This window comes from Nostoc sp. LPT (assembly GCF_017115165.1).
Lineage (GTDB): Bacteria > Cyanobacteriota > Cyanobacteriia > Cyanobacteriales > Nostocaceae > Nostoc.
Map to the genome: position 1 here is coordinate 1 of NZ_JABXKF010000134.1, position 18184 is coordinate 18184.

Below are 18184 nucleotides of genomic sequence, written 5' to 3' on the forward strand. Positions count from 1 at the left end.
AACTTCTCGCTGTGCTTGAGTCTCAAGCTCTTAAATACTAATTAGATAGTCAGGGATTTTTTCCCACATCTCTGGATCTACATACACTGGTGCTGGCAGGGAAGGACAATTAACTGATAACTGCATCCCTGCCCGTTCTACCGCTGAACGAAATACACTAGCTAGTTCTGCGGTGAAGGTGGCAAGGTTGGTGGGTTGATAAGATGCTTCAACCCTTCCGGCTTCAATGCGTGAAAAATCTAGCAAGCTGTTGACCAGTTTCAGCAGCCGAAGTCCGTTGCGTTGCACCATTTCTAGCTGCTCTCGTTCTTTGGCTGGAAGCAGGGTGGCACAAGTGGTTAAGCTGTCCTCTAATGGCCCCAACATCAGAGTAAGTGGGGTACGGAACTCGTGGCTGACATTGCTGAAAAAGACGGTTTTCGCGCGATCAATTTCTGCCAAGGCTTCAGCGCGTTTGCGTTCTTCCTCGTAAGCTTGGGCGTTAGCAATGCTGGCTGCAATTTGAGCCGCAACTAAATCAATGAATCCTTGATAATTGTCGTCGAATAGCCTGAAGGGGTTCAAACCAGCGATTAATATACCAGCTTTTCCAGTTTGACCGGATGGGGCAATGGGTACTGCGATCGCTTGATGGGGCGATCGCTGCCAAACACCACAGGGTAGACTACTAAAAAACACTTCCAAATCGGAAATCAGTTTGGCTTGATGCGTTTTGATCACTTCCGCAAAGGGCCAAACGCAATCAGCATCGAGAGCCACTGTTTCTGGAACTGCTACATGGTTTTGCTCGATGCGGCACGTTCCAGCCAGAAAAACTTGCTGCTTATCGGGATCGACCAGATAAATCATGGCGAAAGGGAGATCGTAAGGGTTGCTCTCCAGACAACTCGCACTCAACGTACAGGCTTCATCGAATGTCCGCGCGTCTGCCGTCCTCGCCGCGAGTTCGCGCAAAAGTGCCAACTGACGCTCACTGATAATCCGCTGCGTGTCCTCTATGTTGGCGCAGATGATTCCACCTGTGTCGCCCTGGTCATTAGGAACTGGGCTATATGAAAAAGTATAATAGGTTTCCTCTGGGTAGCCGTTGCGCTCCATAATTAGCAGCAAGGCTTCGTCGTAAGTGCCCTCATTCTTCAGCATCGCTGATTCGGCTCGAGGCCCAACCTGATCCCATATTTCCCGCCACACGTATGAAGCTGGTTGCCCAAGTGCTTCTGGATGTTTGCCGCCAACAATAGGCTTGTAGGCGTCATTGTAAAGGTTAATCAGTTCCTCGCCCCACCAAACAAACATGGGTTGACGACAAGTTAGCATAATTCGCACGGCAGTCTTCAAACTCTGTGGCCACTGCTGTGTTGGGCCAAGGGACGTTTTTGACCAATCGTATTCTCGCATCCTGGCACCCATTTCACCCCCACCGATAAGGAAATTTACGTCGGCGTTGCTTGCTAACGTTGACTCGTTCTTCATTAATTCCTCTCGATTGGTCATGTGTTGGTTACAGGCTACATCGGTGGTTGTCTGTTAAGAAAAATCCTCTATAAATTAGACCTTTAGGCTTCTAAATAGTCATTTTAGAGGATATTTAAAGGCACATGCATACAGCGTGAGATGACAATGCTGTGACTTTTCAAAGCATTGAAACTGCCTTTTCGGGGCAAGTTTCTATTTTTGCTATTTTATTGTCTCCTTTATATCATCAATATTTCAAGTTACCAAGGGCGATTCTCATGAGACTATTTTTTGGAAGTCCCTATCCACAAGTGTTTGGTACGCTGTAGGTCAAGCAAACGGGTTTTAATGGGTCGCGCTATAATTCCTCTCCTTACGAAACTTTGAAGGAGGGAAATTATAGCATTCTAAGTATTTAAATCGTTTCTGTAAACATACCGGTTCGGGCAAACTCTTCTTCTTCAGGGGTGAAGAGTGGAGGTTTATCCACAAGGCTAGGTTCAAAGTAGTATGTTTCTTGCAAAAACTGTCCACTAATGACAGCTTCCTCTAAATTTTTGATGTGGTTCTGTGCAACTATACACGCTTCTTTGAGATTGTTCGCATCGCCCTTCTCTAGCAGCTTTGGCAATTCTGTTTTTACCCCTGTCAGCCGTGCCAATGGCTTGAGAATTCCGTAGATGTTGTAGATGCGAGCAGTTTCTATGCTGGTGTATTTGAGTGCATTGGCTCTTGCTAACTCAGAGTCAAGGCTGGGCCAAAAACGGGTGGTGTAGAACGCTTTCTCATCTTTGTGATACCATTCTTCCGATCGCGCAATCGAGGAGGAAACGGTGTTATGCAGTTTCCAGAAAAATAACCGCAGGGAAGAACCATCTACGACGGTGGATAATTTCGCCTCTAATGATACCTCAAAGTCAGTCAGGTTGGGATCGCGCCCCAGCACCAAGTACTCTACAGGATACATATCCACTTCCTTATTTTGGACAACGTACATATTCAGGTGGTGGCGGCAGTAAGGACAGGGGTACATTGTGGCAAACAGTTGGAAAAAATCTTTGAAGATTGCTATTGCAGCTTTTTGCTGTACGTCGGTTTTGGTAGACACAATCTCAGCTGTAGTGTGGAAGAAACGCCAGACTGCCGGGCCAATGTAGTAGGGGAAGCTGACTCGCATTTGGGAATCCTTCACCTCAGTCCGATCGAGATAGACATCAATGAATGCTACATACTGTGATAGCGCACCTGATTCTCGCCCAAACTCTAGGCGTTCGCGGCGTTTCTGCACTCCATTCAGGTAGTGATGCGTTAACCGCCATGCTTGTTTGAGTATCAATTTCTGTTTGGCAGTGCAATCGAGAAAATTTTCGGCAACATCCGCCCCGTAGCGGTTAAATTCTCCTGAGTTTTTTGTACACTGATACCATTCATCCAAAGCCGTCTCATCGGGTACGGTGTTACTTTGGATATCTGCTGTGCTAGAAACGCTAAACGCTGCCAACAACTTCGGCATAAAGTCTTCATACCAGTATGCTACTGGCATGATTGCACCATCTATTTCCTCGGTTGCTTGGGAGAGGATGACGCGGTTCCACTTGTTCAAATAGTCTTTTGGATTTGCCTGAGATTTAGTTGGTGGTGGAGCCATTTCTTCGTTCAGTTCTATTCCCCTGAGACGATTGAGTTCGTTAATTGCCAGCACACCTTCGACGATATCACCCAAACTGAGACTTTTCTTTTTGATCGTAATTGCAAACTCGACTCCAGCTGCAAACTTTTCTTTGACATTGGCAAATTTACTGCGTGCTTCTAAAATCGCTCGCTGTTCTGCCAACATTTCTGGTGTCTTTGCCACTGTTTGCCAGTTTTTGATCCGCTCCTGCAATCGGGCATATTCATCGGCAATCGATTTAACCACTCCATCCAAGACGGGGTAGCAATCCTCGGATACTATACCTAATGCTTTGTACAGTGCGATCGCTTGTTTGACAAATTCCACAAAATCAGTAATTCTGTATGGTAAGTTTTTCACCCGCAAGTGAGTTTCGTGATTTGCAGAGAAACTTTCACGGAAGCTGCGGTAGGCTGCTCCTTGAATCAAACGAAACAGACCAATCTGCATTTGTAAGGGAGACGTACCGCTTTTTTTCTGATTCGGTGAGTTTGGGTGTTGTACTAACTGTTCTCTTAGCTGTGCCAACTCTGGAGTCGTTGCTTCTGGCGTCGGCTGGGTGGTAGCTGCTGCTGTCTCATTGGAAGTGGCAACTGTCTTGAGCGAACTGTTAAGAGAAATCGGTGAGTCTTGATAACCAGTTTTGCTTTCTGACTCCTCCGGTACTAGCTGACAGAATTCCTCAAAGTCAATTGAGCCATCGCCATCATGATCTACTTCCTGCAACATCTCTTTCAATTCAGCATCTGTCAGCCCAAACTGAGTCATAACTGTTCGCAGTTCAACGGCAGTAATTTGACCGCTACCGTTCTCATCAAAGGCGCTGAAGGCTAACTTCAGGCGGCTTTGGCGATCGCCTACTTTCGCGATCATCAGCGTTTTAAATTCTTTAAAATCGATAGTGCCTGACAAGTCAACGTCAATCTCCTTGATCAAGTCACGCAACCCCGCTTCCGTGGGATTTTGCCCTAGCGATCGCATTACCTCCCCTAGTTCCTCGGTTGAGATCGCTCCGTTGCCGTCTACGTCTAATACTTTGAAAGCTTGCCACAATTTTTCTATTTCTTGTTCACCAATCATGGTTTTGTTCCAATTCTATATCTGTCACTAATAAATTTATTACCATGTTTTCTAACAGCTACTTCAATGCTGTTTAGTTATGTTAGATAAATAGCAAGTATTAGGAACGACTGAACTTAGTCTCAACCTTACTTGCAGTCGCCTAGTAAATTTTTCAGTTGCTTATTGTTGCAATAAATGCAGCTTTACGAGTTTAATTGCAAATGCTCCTAGATAAACTAACTAAGTCAGCGAGAATAAATCAAACTATATTAAGTAATATAAAAAATCTGAAGATTATTTTATGGTAAGTGTTTCAGCCCTGATTTGTTCGCGTAGCGTCTCGCAGAGAAAACTAAAATCATCACTACAAACCTTTAATTATTTACGCTGCTATACTTGTCAAAAATTTTCTATCTCCCCTTTTAAAAACGCCTTTGCCTTATTTCCAGTGTTGGGAATAGGGCAAATTTCTATTTTGCTGAACACTCCATGCATGATCCCATTGACAAAAATTAGGTCTTTTGCAAAAAATATTTTGTAGGATCTTAAAATATCTACCTACTGTAAATGTCATCGGGCGATGAAATATAAGCGTGCTCGAAAACTATCTAGGCGCTTTCTTTAAACGATACATGGGTGTTCAACGCTTGGCAAATTGTTTAGTCGTGAAGATAATGCCACATATCGTTGACGAAGCTCAAAGGTTCATCCACAAAGCTCAAACGTTCATCCACAAAGTTCAAACGTTCATCCACAAAGCTCAAACGTTCATCCACAAAGCTCAAACGTTCATCTACAAAGTTCAAACGTTCATCGACGAAGCTAGAGGTTTATCCAAGAGTATAATTTACTAGATGCAAGAGTCCTGCTTTTAGGGAAAAGCTTTAATCTAGTAATCAATTCGATTAGTTAAAAATACTGAGGTCGATTAAGTAGCAAATTTGATTCAATTAATCAAACAAACGGTTTTGTGATTGTTCCCGTTTGCTTATTAAGCAATGCTACTTACAGACTGGAACCACATTTTAGACAACATTTTGCCTGATGAGAGTAATGAGGCGCTTATCAGCAAGAGATTTGTAGAAGGCTTTATAGAAGCACTAGGATTTAATCAACAAGAGCAGGTTCCACAATTTTCTACAGGAAATGGGATAGTAGATTTTGCTGCTCGCAAAAATACTGATGGTGATAATTTTTTGTTCACTAAGACTAATCCCTATTTACTTGTTGAAGTTAAGGCACGAGCAACAGGCTCAGGAGCCAAGATTAATTTATCAGAAGGTACTCCTCAATATATAAACACTAGAGAGCAAATAAAAAGATATTTACTTGCTTCTAAATGCAATACATCTGAATGGGGAATTATTACTAACTCAGTTCATATTCAGTTATTCCGGCGACATGGAAAAGTTGTATTTCCTGCAACTCCAAGTATTTTAATTAAAAAAGATAATATTAATGCTATTGTTTCCAATGTCAAAAATTTAATTTACAATCCGCCCAAAGCTTTAACTGTTTGTGTTTACAACAATAAAGGAGGTGTGGGCAAAACTACAACAACTGTTAATTTAGCAGCGACTCTTGCACAACAAGGAAAGCAAGTTTTAGTAATTGACTTTGATCCACAACAAGGAGATTTAACTAAATCTCTTGGTTTAGAAGTAAAAGAAATTAGTTTATATGATTGTCTCTTCAATAGAGATTTAGACATTCATGATACAATTCAACCATTTACAGTCAAATTTAAATCTGGGAAATTATTAAAGTTTGACGTTATTCCCGCAGATTAAAAACTGGGAAATTTTACAGAACAAGACTTAGCTACAAGAATTGAAAAGAGGTCTGCTAGGTTAAAAGATGTTCTGAAAGCTTTAGTGTATGAATATGATTATATATTCATTGACTGTCCGACAAACTGGATGTTTTTTAGTCAAAGTAGTGTCTACGCCTGTGATGCGGTTTTGATACCTACAAAGCACAATAATTTAGCATCCCTAGATAATGCAGCTAAAGTAATTAAAGAGTTAGTACCAAAAGTTAAGGCAGCTAGACAAGATGGTGGGCCAATCGCCTTACCTATATTTTTTAATGGTGAAAATGTAACTCCTCCTCAGCTTAAAATAGCAAATCAGGAAATTGTGGCTATTATTACTAAAGAGATCAAAGCATCGAAGTTTAATTTACTTCCTTATTTTTATCCTAAGTATATAAAAGATGACACCAATACCAAAATATTTAGTCTGCCTAGTTATGCAATTGTAGCAGGTGCTGCCTTCGCTCGAATTCCAGCAGCCTTTAAGGATTCTACAGCTGCAAAATATTATCTCGAACTAGCTAAGGAGTATTTTATTGTATGAGTGATTTTGATAATATTGGCAAACTAATGCATCTGAAGTTAACTGATCTTAAAGCTGGAGATCAGTTTTCCGAATCGGAATTTATCATCAAAGCAGCAGCAGAGTCTATCTTGCAAGCTGATGGGCGAAATTGGATTCCTATTATTGTTAAAGAAATTGGTGACTATCAATATCAAGTTGTTAGTAATCATTTTGTATATGCAGTTGCTCAACAAGCTAAGTTAGAACGAGTCTGGTGCATAGTCATCTCACCAGAATCTCAAAGTATTGAGCAGGCGAAAATTTTAGCTAGAGAAGTTTTACCTAAAGTAAATTTGAATACAGCATCACGAGATACTATTCTAGCTGCACTTAAATACTTAATATCAGAACCAAGTAGTGCCTTAAAGGGTGTAGATCCTATTGTTGCCACAAACCGAATTGCAGAGTCTAATCGCAAAACTTGGTCTAATTTCAACCCTATTCTTACCTTGAAATGTGGAATTACTAAAGGCAAAAAGTTGGATGCTCTTGCAAAAGTATTCTTTTTTCTACCATTACCAGATCCATCGACGTTACCAACACCAGAAATGGTGAGTATCAAATCTGCATCAAGAGATGAAGTGTTTACTCGTTTGATTTATTTGTCAAAATCTAAAATAGATGGTTTTGAAGCTATTGATATAGAAAAATCATCTGATATTATATTCAGTGCTAGTAAAGGCAAATGGAAAAGCTTAAATCCTATCTCTAAACTTGAATGTGGCATTGATACTACAAAAATCAAGACTCTTAAAAAAGTGTTTAGTCTCTAATCTGATCCACTAATTACAGGAATCACGGACACTACTTTCTCAGCTTCATCTACCGTAATTTGCGCCAGCCCAAATTGTTCAATAACCGCTGCATTTGTCGTCAAATGCCTACTCACTTCAGCCACTCGATACTGACTTTCTTGTGAAGCTAAAGCAGCTGGCAATAATAACTGATCTGCTAAATGTTCATCCACCGGTGCGCCGGTGTAATGAAACTCAAGCAGTTGCTGACAAGCAATCTCTGCAACTGTTTCTGCCGACAACCGCAAACGCCCAAATCCACCAAAGCCAGTTAAGCTATTCTGATACTCAGCAGTTAAAAAAATACCCGCCCCAGGTGCTACACCTTTTTCTCGCAGGGTCTGTACAGTAACCTTTAAATGGGCTGACCGTAACAAATTCTCGGCACGATTCGCCATCCGTTGCGGAATATGGGAAGGCAATTCTGTCACCACTGCTAGTCCTCGCACCTGTTGTAAATTGCCCCGTTCCAACAAGTCGATCCCACCAAGTTTACCACCGCCATGCACCTGTAACTCTACCTCTCCCCCACCTTGGGGATACCACCCCCAAGCGCCTAACTTGACTTGGGCCTCTATACCCATGCGTTGCAGTATGGGCAGATAAACTTGCTCAATGTACGTCGCTGTCGGGCTAAAGTTCACATGAGTTCCACCCTTTAGTGTCACCAGGGAATTGCCAGATGCTAGCGCCAAAGGTAAAAGAATTGTTTGAAGAACTAGAGCGATCGCACCCGCAGAACCACCTTGTTGTGCTTTACTAACATCAAAGGTATAAATTCCAGTTTGCACAGCACTACCTGGGATGAATTCCAGCAGCATTGAACCCAAAGCATCACCCCGTAGTTGGGCATTACAAATTCTCGCCGCAGCCCGAACTGCTGTTAAGTGTTGTGCTGCTAATCCTGGCTTTTTGCGTCCAGCGCGAATGCCTGTAATTCGTATAGGTTCACCGGTGATGGCGGCTAGACTTAAGGAAGTACGAAGAACTTGTCCGCCTCCCTCTCCGTAGGAACCGTCAATTTCAATCATGGGCGATTATTGGAAGGTTGGATTTTGGGTTATCCCCACGGCTGTTAAAATCAAACCACAAATTATAAACGCCCAGCAACTAGCTTTTTGGAGGTAGGTTACACAAATATACAGAAAAATTTCTGATATGTGTTTCTGTAGTTTGCTAATTTTGAATTTGGAATTGAATAACCTTGCTTTTACCGGGGTTCATCAACCCATAAGGATCGACTATTTGTTTAAATTTTAATTGCTCAGGATCGAAAATTTTCCTGCCGCTGTCTTCAATAATATACGTATGAGGATTGGCAATACTCACACCTTGTTCTTCGTGATAGCGGATAATTTCATTGAGGCGTTCTTCTGTGGTGTAGTGCACAAGTTGCAATGCACCAGGAACTACGACACCATTCACCCGAAAAAATTCTAAATGCATCATTACCTCATCGCCGAAGTAATGATACATTTGCTCTACTAGTTGCAAACTGCGATTGCGAGGAAACATACTTTGTAAGTAGGTAATTGCAGTATCTACACTTCGGGCAAGTAAGGTAGTATGGTTCCAGCTAAATTCTGCTAAATGTGTACCTTTGGCTGCTTCCTGGGCTGGTTTTTTATATGTAATTTGTCCGCCGTATTGCTGCACCAAAGTCGGTAAAAATTCCAAACTTGGCTCGGAAACGATCAAAAATACTGAGTGAGTCCCTTCAGGAATATACTCTTGTAGAGCGTGAAAGTACTGCGAAATTGGGGATGCAAAGACAGAAATCAACTTCTTAATCATGCCATCAGCATTGCCAATTGCCTGACCAAACTTTGCTGCCGTCATAAAGTCGTCAAAGGTGACAATGATTTCTGCCCAAGGATAAGCTGGCCCTAAAGGAATTTCGACTTCAGTGATGATGCCATTAATTCCCCAAGCATGATTTACCTTTTGGACATCATCGCCGCGTAATGCGATCGCACGGGGTTCGTCTTCTACAGTTATCACTCGCAATGCTAAGATATTACCGCGATCGGCTAATAACCCATATTGGATCGAGCCAATGCCCCCACTTCCCCCAGCAATAAATCCGCCAATTGTGGCTGTGCGGTACGTAGAGGGTGCCATACGGATTTCCCAGCCGATTTCTCGTGTTTTTTTATCCAAAGCCGCCAACTTCACCCCAGCTTCCACCCGCGCCACTCCCGGTTTTACCCAAAGAATCTCTTGCAACTGCGTCATATCTAAAATTACGCCACCGTGCAACGGTACACATTGCCCATAATTCCCAGTTCCCGCACCTCGCACAGTTACAGGTATACGATGTTTTGCACAGGCGGCTGCAACTTTTAAAACCTCTGCTTCATTAGCAGGACGCACTACAATATCCCCAACTTTTCCCTCAAGTTTCGACACTAACACAGGACTAAAAGTGTGATAATCCTGGGATAATTTTGCAACTTGAGTAGAGTCAGTAATAGTTTCTATACCTTCTAAAGAATTAATCAAAGCATCTAATTTTGTCGTCATATATATCCTTTTTTTTAACTCAGAAGAACGCAAAGGTTTACACAGATAATTAACTCCTCTGCGAACCTTTGCGCTTCCCTAAGCGCCCCTCTGCGTTTTAAAATCTTAACTCTCATCTTTCACAGCACTTTCATGCCACTTACTCAAAAAGTCAGATAGCGCACTCAAGCAAACAAAAATCAATACTTGGTTTCCTGTGTCTGTGCGTCAATAATTACACTCCAGTCATCGTTTTTCACAGCAGCTTCAAGTTGACGCTGACGTTCGGCTTCACTCGCATCTATTGTTTCTAACTCTTTAGAAAGGGTTGTATCAGCCATTGCTTTCCGCAGTTTTAGCTTTTTATCCTCGTAGGCTTGAAGTTGGGCTTCTGACATTACCGCCTTAGTCGCTTCACCTACCGTACTAGCCCACATTCCGCAATCATTTGCATTACCAGGTGGCGTACTTTCGAGTTCTGCTATCCACGCATCTCGCAAATCCTCCATTTCTTGACGTTTGGGAAACTTGAATGCTTGCACACGTACAAAAGCACACTTTTGCTCACCATTTTGGCGAAGATGGCTGTTTAGGGAAAGCAACACATTCCGAGAATAGCCAATGTACTGCGTGCGGCGTTCTGCATCTAATACTGCATAAACTCCGGCAATTTTAGCGTTCTGAGCAGCTACACTCCAAGCCTCAAAGTCAATGATTTCAGTACCATTGTTTGCCAGTTCAGGAGTTATACTCACTTCAATGGCGGCGTGTTCGTTGTCAGAACTATACAAAAAATCATGCAGTCCACGGTGGTTTATGGGGACATTTTGATGTTCAATTGGCGGATTGTGCTGAGTTTCCATTGCAGTTGATCTCCGAGTTATTAATTAGTGATTTTCTCTGACGAGCTTCTCTACCAGAGGCTACGCCAATACTTACGCAAGCAAATATATGCCCTTAAAATATTGAAGCTTAAATCTACTCACATCTCCAAATCCTTGTTCTGAAAAAGCAAAAACAATTATTAAACTTCTTATGAATCAATTGACACCTAAAAATTGGATGTTCATCAAACAGCGGCTTACCCCTTATTTATTTTTACTACCCGCCTTAGTTCTTTTAGGCTTAACTGTCTTTTGGCCTGCACTGCAAGCGTTTTACCTCAGCTTTACTAACTATGAAGACATTGCCCAGCCGCCACAATGGATAGGTTTCGCCAACTTCCTCAAGCTTTGGAAGGATGCAGTTTTTTGGAAAACCTTGGAAAACACTTTTTTATATCTTGTAGGTGTAGTACCAATTTTAGTAATTGCTCCCTTAATACTGGCAATTTTGGTAAATCAGAAACTGCGGGGAATGAATTGGTTTAGAGCAGCGTACTACACTCCAGTGGTAATTTCAATGGTGGTTGCGGGAATAGCTTGGAAATGGCTGTATGCAGAAAACGGATTACTGAATCAGTTATTTAAAGTTTTAGGTCTTTTTCCAGAAGGTATTCCTTGGCTAACTAGCCCAGCAAAGATTTTTGGCATTGTACCAATTTCTCTTGCCAGCGTCATGGCTGTCACCGTGTGGAAAGGATTAGGCTACTACATGGTGATTTATTTAGCAGGTTTGCAATCAATTCCTGCTGATGTGTACGAAGCCGCAGCTATTGATGGCTCTGATGGTATTAGCAAACATTGGGATATTACCATACCTTTAATGAAGCCATATCTAGCACTAGTGGCGGTAATTTCGGCTATTTCTGCGACCAAAGTATTTGAAGAAGTCTACATTATGACTCAAGGAGGCCCACTCAGTAGCTCAAAAACGATTGTTTATTATTTATATGAGCAAGCCTTCAACAATTTGGAAATTAGCTATGCTTGCACGATTGGACTAGTGCTATTTTTAATAATTTTAAGCTTGTCAATTTTGCGATTAGCTATCAATCAGCAAAGTGACGATAACATCACAATTTAATATTGCCTTAATTAAATATATTAAATTTAGAAAAATCATCTTTTCTCAGCCCCGATAGTCTGAAAATATTCAAATATCGAGAGTGCATGAAAACAGACACGATTTTTTACACCCTATTCCAAACTCTTCCAGGTGTGTTATTTGAACTTTTGGAACAATCGCAAGCCTTAGCGTTACACTACCAATTTACCTCAGTAGAAATCAAAGAACTAGCACGTCGTATCGATGGCTTATTCTTACCCAAACCTGAATTTCCAGAAGATACAATCTATTTTGTTGAGGTACAGTTTCAGCGCGATGATGATATTTACTGGCGAATAATTACAGAAGCTTTCCTCTATATCAATCAATATAAACCTCAACGTCGCTGGCAAGCAGTATTACTTTTTGCTCAACGTAGTCTCGATCCAGGTATACCATTCATTTATCAAACATCATTAGCTCCACAGCAAATTCGTATAATTTATTTAGACGAATTAGATAATCTACCATCATCTTCAATTGGGCTAGGCGTAATTAAGTTAGTAGTTGCAACAGAAGATCGAGCCGTAGAGCAAGCGAAAAACTTAATAAAACAAGTACAACAAACGGATGAAGCTAACCGTAGCAATCTTTTAGAATTAGTAGAGAGAATGCTTATCTACAAATTTGTAAACAAAAGTCAGCAGGAGTTAGAAGCGATGTTTGGATTAACCGATTGGAGACAAACTAAATTTTACCAGGAAGTAAAGGAAGAAACAAAGCAAGAAGTAAAAGAGGAGGTTCGCGAAGAAACAAAGCTGGAGACTATACCTCGTCTACTTAAGTTGGGTTTAAGTATAGAGCAAATTGCTGAAGCATTAGAATTGGATGTTAAACAGGTACAACAAGCTATTGAGAAGCAAGGAGAAGAGGAAACAGAAAGTAATTCGTAATTGAAGAGATTTCTTTAAAACCGCGTTTGATATTCCACTACTGCACGACTGTCATCAGTTAAGTTCGTGGAAGCACGCACACGAAATTCATTGTTTATCCGATAATTAATACCCCATTGGAAGGGATCGTTTGTTGTCAAAATTTTGATACTGGAAACGGATATTTTGGAAGAAATGTCAACCCCAGCCTCCGCTGCTAATTCTAAAGTTGAATTGCTTCTTCCAGCTTCAGGATTCTCAGAAATAACGGTAGGAAATATCCGCAGTTCACTTAAGCCAAAGGTACTTCCAATCTGGTTAAAAGCTGACTGAAAATTGTTAAACACAGCCGAACCTGCGATGTTAATTAGACCTAAAGTACTGTCTGCACGTCCTTGGGTGTCTACAAATCCACCTCCTAAAAGAGCAACAATTTCAGTTTGACTACGTGACGGACTACTTGTTAATTCTAGATTTTTATTCAATTTGCTAGCTAAACCGTTGATAGTCGCTTCGACTCGAACACTCTCTAACGCTGATAAACCTGTAGAATTTACCCGACTGAAGTCATTACTTTGAGTTACATCCAGTACTTTGGCAAATAGCCGAATATCTAAGTTGGGGTCGCGGGGTTGAGAAGGACTAAAAGTTGCAGTGTGTTTATAGCCACGAGCAAGGTTAAATTGGGTAGTAAATAAATTTACCCCTCCTTTCTCTAACTGGATGGTGCCATCGGGTATAGGCTGATTGATTAAGCCGTTAACTATGAGATTACCAGTGGCGCGGAAATTCAGAATAGGGTCACGGGTAATTTGGACGTTTTTACCTAGTTCCAAATCTAAATTATTAAATCTGGCGTTCATATTTCCCGTGCCATTTCTAATTTCAGATTTGCTCTGCTTATTGGCTTTTGTGGGTGATACGCCAATACTACCATTTTCAGATGTCGTGGCGTCGGTAGATTCTGCCAGCAATACTTTACCATCAAATAAATTTACTCTACCGCCAATTATGGGATTAAGGGCAGAACCAGTAATCTGCAAATTACCACTAGCGCCTCCCTGGTAAAGTCCCTTAAGATTCAACGCTAGCTGATCGAGATTAACAGTCAGGGGATTTTTGATAGTTACGTTCTGATTGTTGAAAATGGGAATTTCACCAGCAGCTTCTACCGTCCCACGGCTAAATCTACCTTGAAGATTTTCTACTAAGATACTGTCAAAATTAAACAGTACTCTACCTGTGACACCTCTCAGCTTACGTGGCAAAGCCTGGGCTGAAAAAGTAGCATCATTAATAGTAGCAATTCCCTCTACTTGGGGTTTTTGCAATGTTCCCCGCACTTTCAGGTCTACTTCTCCTTCACCTTTCTCAAATACTACTTGATTAGTCAATGCGTTTAACAGTGCCAATCCCTCGTTTTCCAACTTCATATCTAAACTGATTTGATCGCTGTCTGGTGCGACGGAGGCAAAAGGCAATTTATAAGGGATACTGCCAGTAATATCAACGGGTTTTGGCCCAGCAACCGCTACAGTACTACCAAAGTTTAAACGTCCATTGGCATAGCTGAAACTTGCTATTGCTGACTCTATTTTGCTCTGATTTAGTATTCCTTCTGTGATTTGCAATTCTCCTCTAGCTTGGGGATTAGCAATACTACCTGCTAAAGCTGCTGTACCGTTAAGATTACCTGTGATTCCAACTGGTAGTTTGACAACATTATTCAATAGTTTTACTGGAAAATTATTCACCCGCAGCTGACCAGATTGTTCATCACCGCCAACGTTACCTGTGAACGCAATCAGTCTGTTTTGAGACTGGATTCGTAATGGTCGCAAACTCAAAACACCGTTTTCAAAGTTACCTTCGGCAATCACTCGATCGGCAGTATAAAAAGGATTTTGTTCTTTCTTTTTACCCCAGGCAAAGTTTTGTCCATTCAAATTAAAATCCACTGATAATCCATTGGCTGTAGCTGTATTTACAGCCACTTCCCCATTGAAAGTCCCCTTTAAGTCTGCCAAATCTGGTATAGGAGTGGAATTAAGTCGCTGTTCTTCCTGTTCTGCTAGCAAAGCTTCAATTTCAGAAAACCGTTGGATTTGGGTGAATAAGGGTTCGTTTGGCGTTCCTTGGGGGTTGGTAGTCAGATCCGCTGCTGTGCCGTAGATTTCTGCTGAACCACCTGGCAAATTTTGTAAATCAAATATCTTTGCTACAGCTAGAACATCTTGGATTTCACCCTGGTTGACGTTCAGTTTACCTTGTAGTTGAGGGCCTTTAGCGCTTTGAGCAAAAGTACCGACAAGGGCGTAGCGACTTTTCCCTTTGACAAATTCGCTACTTGCGAGTGTGGCTTTACCGTCACTGTAGCGGAATTGAGCAGCTATTTGATCGCCTTGAATCCGGCCAATTTGGGGATTGGCGATCGCTAAATTCCCCCTTGTTGCCAATGTCTGCTGATTAAACAGCAAATCCCCAGTTAACAATCCAGCTATCTTACCAGCACCCAGTCGAGTAATTGGTGGCGGAGTCAAATTCAATATTTGTAAGGGGAAATTAGCAACTTTCAGTGCCCAATCATTCCCTTGAACATTACCTGTGGCTGATGCTTGCTGCCATTTTACTAAGAAAGATTTCGGGCGATTATTAGCATCTAAATTAAAGGATAAGCGATCGCTATTTCCTGCCAAGTTCAAACTCAATCCGCGTCCCTGTGCGGAATCAATGTTTCCAGTTAACAACGGCTCAAAAGCAATATCTTGAACAACTAAGTCTCGTAAGTTGATTTGCCCTACTACATTTGGCAAGGGCAGTTTACCAGTGATTTGTCCATTAAAATCTACTCTTCCAGCCACAGCAACCTGATTAGGAAGATTAATCGGTAACTGTTTTAAGTTGTAATTCTGCGCCTGAACGTTGAGATTTAGGGCAGTAATTTCCGGTATCCCTGCCTTTGTTGCATTGGCTAATATATTACCAGTGACACTTAAACCGGGAGCCGTTGCTCGCTCAATAGTCAGTCTTTCACCACTCCAAGCGATCGCAGCCGTCAGAGGTCGCTCTAGACCAGGGATACCTTGGGATAATTGCACCTGTCCAGCAGCACGCACATCAGCTAATTTGGACGATCCGAGCGTGCCAGCCAATTGCAATCGACCGCCAAACTGACCCCGCAATTGCTGATTTAACCGATTTAATTCCACACCAGCAGCATCAACTACAGCTTGATAGCGACCATTAGCCAATTGAATATTAGAGGCTGCGATCGTTCCACCTGCAACATCCAGCCGTCCCTGACCACTGGCTTGGATAGTTTGTAGTTGGAAGGACTCTACAGAACCTGCCACCTTTGCTTGACCAGTTAACATCCCTCGTAACTGCGGTGGTACTGCTGCTAACTGCTGTAAAGGTACATTAGTTGCCTGAACTTGCGCCTGATATACACCATTACCCACTTGGATATTAGAGGCTGTAATCGTTCCACCCGCAACATTTACCCGCGCCTGACCGTTGGCTTGAATAGTTTGCGGTTTAAAAGAATCAACAGAACCTGCCACATTTATTTGACCAGTTAACGTCCCTCGAAATTGCGGTGGTACTGCTGTCAACTGCCGCACAGGTACATTAGTTGCCTGAACTTGTGCCTGGTATACACCATTACCCACTTGGATATTAGAGGCTGTAATAGTTCCACCCGCAACATTTACCCGCGCCTGACCGTTGGCTTGAATAGTTTGTGGTTTAAAAGAATCAACAGAACCCGCTACGTCGAACTGACCAGTTAACGCCCCTTGAAACTGCTTTGGCACTGTTGCCAACTGTCGCACAGGCACATTTTTAGCCTGAACTCGCGCCTGATATAAACCATTCGCCACTTGAATATTAGAGGCTGTAACCGTTCCATCACCAATAGTAAGGCGACCTTCACCACTGCCACGGAAGGTTTTCAGGCTGAAATTATCTCTGTTGCCTGCAATTTGGAACGTTCCCGCCAAAGGATTATTTAAAGCTGGGGGAGACTGTTTCAATATTTGTCCCAACCGTACACCATTAGCTACAAGTTGAGCCGAGAAGCTTTGGTCTTGCAGTTGGATATTAGAAACTGCAACTGTGCCGCCACCAATTTGAACTCCTGCACCATCACTACGAATTGTGGCAATTTCAAATGGTGCTGTGCTGCCTGAGAGGATGAGACGACCATTGAATTGTACCCCAGCCAAGGAGACATTTTGCAGTTGACTTTTGTCTACAAAGGGTTCTAATTTTACTCCAGAGGCAACAGCCACAGCTTGCCAACGCTGATTGGCATAACTACCAGTTGCCCGAACTGTACCACCACTTATATTCAAAGCCACATTACGGAAAGAGACGGTGCGATTTGGAGCGATTGCAACTTCGCCTGTTCCGGGGTAAGTTCCATTGGGAGCTTGAAACTGTACCACAGTTTGGACATTGGTAGGAGCGCCAGTTAGTTGAGCTGTGGCTGAGACATTGCCGATTTGAAAGGTGGGTGTTATTTCGTAGACTTTGGCGATCGCATCTCCTGGAACACTTTTGGCAGCGAAATTTAAATCCAGTTGCGGGTTTTTACCGAGTTGAATTGTACCAGCGCCCGTAATCTCACCACCAACTTTAGCGAACCCTTGAATATCTTTCAGGGTAATTAAAGAGGAACTAGTAACAAGCTCAAACTTACTACTGATACTATTAAAATCAACTTTATCAACTCGGGCAGTTTGAATCGTGGCAACTGAGCCAGAAAGAATTGGCTCTTTTGTCGATCCAGTAATTTGCAAAGAAGCTTGTACTTGTCCAGCGATCGGTACAGGTAGTTTTACTTTGAGAGTCTCCTGGGCATTGGCCAAACTCACCGCATTTACACGCGCTGCCAACTTAAAGCCTGCTTTAGAGTCGATGATTCCCGTAGCCACTAAAGGAATTTTGCCGTAGTTGCTAGTAACATTATTTAACTGCAACTCGGTTCCTTGGAAGTGGAGGTTTCCTTGGCTATTGCTCAACAGTTGCGGGACTTTGGGTATTTGCAGCGTTACCCCTTGCACAGTAGCGTTGCCAAACAATAAAGTCTGCTGTCCTGGTGTCAACCGAACTAACAAGTCGCCATTGGCTCGACCCGCCTGTAAGTTCACTGGTAACTTAATCAACCGAGTAATATTCTCAGCCAGAAAATCTTGTGCTTGCACCTGGAAGTTCCCTGCTAGCACCTTAGAACGTGTCTCTCCCTGAATGGAAATATTGCCACCACTGTCTGCTTGACCCCCGACTTCAAAGCGTATCAACTGGTTGTTTGCTAAAAGTTGAGCAGATCCATTGAGTTGAGAAAATGTTACGGGGGATGAGGGGGATGAGGGAGATGAGCGAGATGAGGAGGATCTTGCTCCCTTATCTCCCCCTGCTCCCCTGCTCCCCTGCTCCCCTGCTCCCCCTGCTCCCTCATCT

At 42.4% G+C, this 18184-nt stretch carries 8 protein-coding genes and 3 pseudogenes; 4 read left to right on the plus strand and 7 right to left on the minus strand.

The features are described 5' to 3' along the window. Positions 1-36: 36 nt before the first annotated feature. From HWQ58_RS25035 to HWQ58_RS25045, 3 genes and pseudogenes are all read right to left on the minus strand, one after another. Positions 37-1473: pseudogene (locus HWQ58_RS25035) on the minus strand (histidine kinase dimerization/phospho-acceptor domain-containing protein); the annotation flags it as partial. A gap of 397 nt (positions 1474-1870) precedes the next feature. Further along, positions 1871-4207: an EF-hand domain-containing protein gene (locus tag HWQ58_RS25040; protein ID WP_292868701.1), complete on the minus strand. Its 2337-nt coding sequence runs from the start codon at positions 4205-4207 to the stop codon at positions 1871-1873. Positions 4208-4848: 641 nt separating this feature from the next. Further along, on the minus strand, positions 4849-4995 hold the full coding sequence (locus HWQ58_RS25045) for a hypothetical protein (RefSeq protein WP_292868704.1): 147 nt from the start codon (positions 4993-4995) through the stop codon (positions 4849-4851). A 192-nt stretch (positions 4996-5187) separates the two neighbouring features. On the opposite strand from HWQ58_RS25045, the pseudogene HWQ58_RS25050 reads away from it, so the two are divergent. Both HWQ58_RS25050 and HWQ58_RS25055 read left to right on the plus strand, forming a co-directional pair. Further along, positions 5188-6546, plus strand: a pseudogene (locus tag HWQ58_RS25050) (AAA family ATPase). Continuing rightward, entirely contained in the window at positions 6543-7340 is a 798-nt protein-coding gene (locus HWQ58_RS25055) for a Rho termination factor (RefSeq protein WP_292868707.1), read from the plus strand. The pseudogene HWQ58_RS25050 and the gene HWQ58_RS25055 overlap by 4 nt, the downstream one beginning before the upstream one ends. Here HWQ58_RS25055 and rtcA read toward each other — a convergent pair. The 3 genes from rtcA to HWQ58_RS25070 all read right to left on the minus strand — a co-directional run bounded on the left by rtcA (position 7337) and on the right by HWQ58_RS25070 (position 10726). Further along, positions 7337-8392, minus strand: a complete 1056-nt coding sequence (gene rtcA / locus HWQ58_RS25060) for an RNA 3'-terminal phosphate cyclase (protein ID WP_292868710.1) — start codon at positions 8390-8392, stop codon at positions 7337-7339. The two genes, HWQ58_RS25055 and rtcA, sit on opposite strands and share 4 nt — an antisense overlap. A 145-nt stretch (positions 8393-8537) precedes the next feature. Continuing rightward, positions 8538-9884 carry an FAD-binding oxidoreductase gene (locus HWQ58_RS25065; RefSeq protein WP_292868713.1) on the minus strand — a complete coding sequence of 449 codons (1347 nt, stop codon included), beginning with the start codon at positions 9882-9884 and terminating at the stop codon, positions 8538-8540. A 179-nt stretch (positions 9885-10063) separates the two neighbouring features. Beyond that, positions 10064-10726, minus strand: a complete 663-nt coding sequence (locus HWQ58_RS25070) for a GIY-YIG nuclease family protein (RefSeq protein WP_292868716.1) — start codon at positions 10724-10726, stop codon at positions 10064-10066. A 172-nt stretch (positions 10727-10898) separates the two neighbouring features. On the opposite strand from HWQ58_RS25070, the gene HWQ58_RS25075 reads away from it, so the two are divergent. Both HWQ58_RS25075 and HWQ58_RS25080 read left to right on the plus strand, forming a co-directional pair. Beyond that, positions 10899-11828, plus strand: coding sequence for a sugar ABC transporter permease (locus tag HWQ58_RS25075; protein WP_292868719.1), 930 nt, complete (start codon positions 10899-10901; stop codon positions 11826-11828). An 86-nt stretch (positions 11829-11914) separates the two neighbouring features. Then, positions 11915-12742 (plus strand): Rpn family recombination-promoting nuclease/putative transposase, encoded by an 828-nt coding sequence (locus HWQ58_RS25080; RefSeq protein ID WP_292868722.1) that lies wholly within the window; start codon positions 11915-11917, stop codon positions 12740-12742. 14 nt (positions 12743-12756) lie between these two features. On the opposite strand, the pseudogene HWQ58_RS25085 reads toward HWQ58_RS25080, so the two are convergent. Then, positions 12757-18081: pseudogene (locus HWQ58_RS25085) on the minus strand (translocation/assembly module TamB domain-containing protein); the annotation flags it as partial. Positions 18082-18184: the final 103 nt, after the last annotated feature.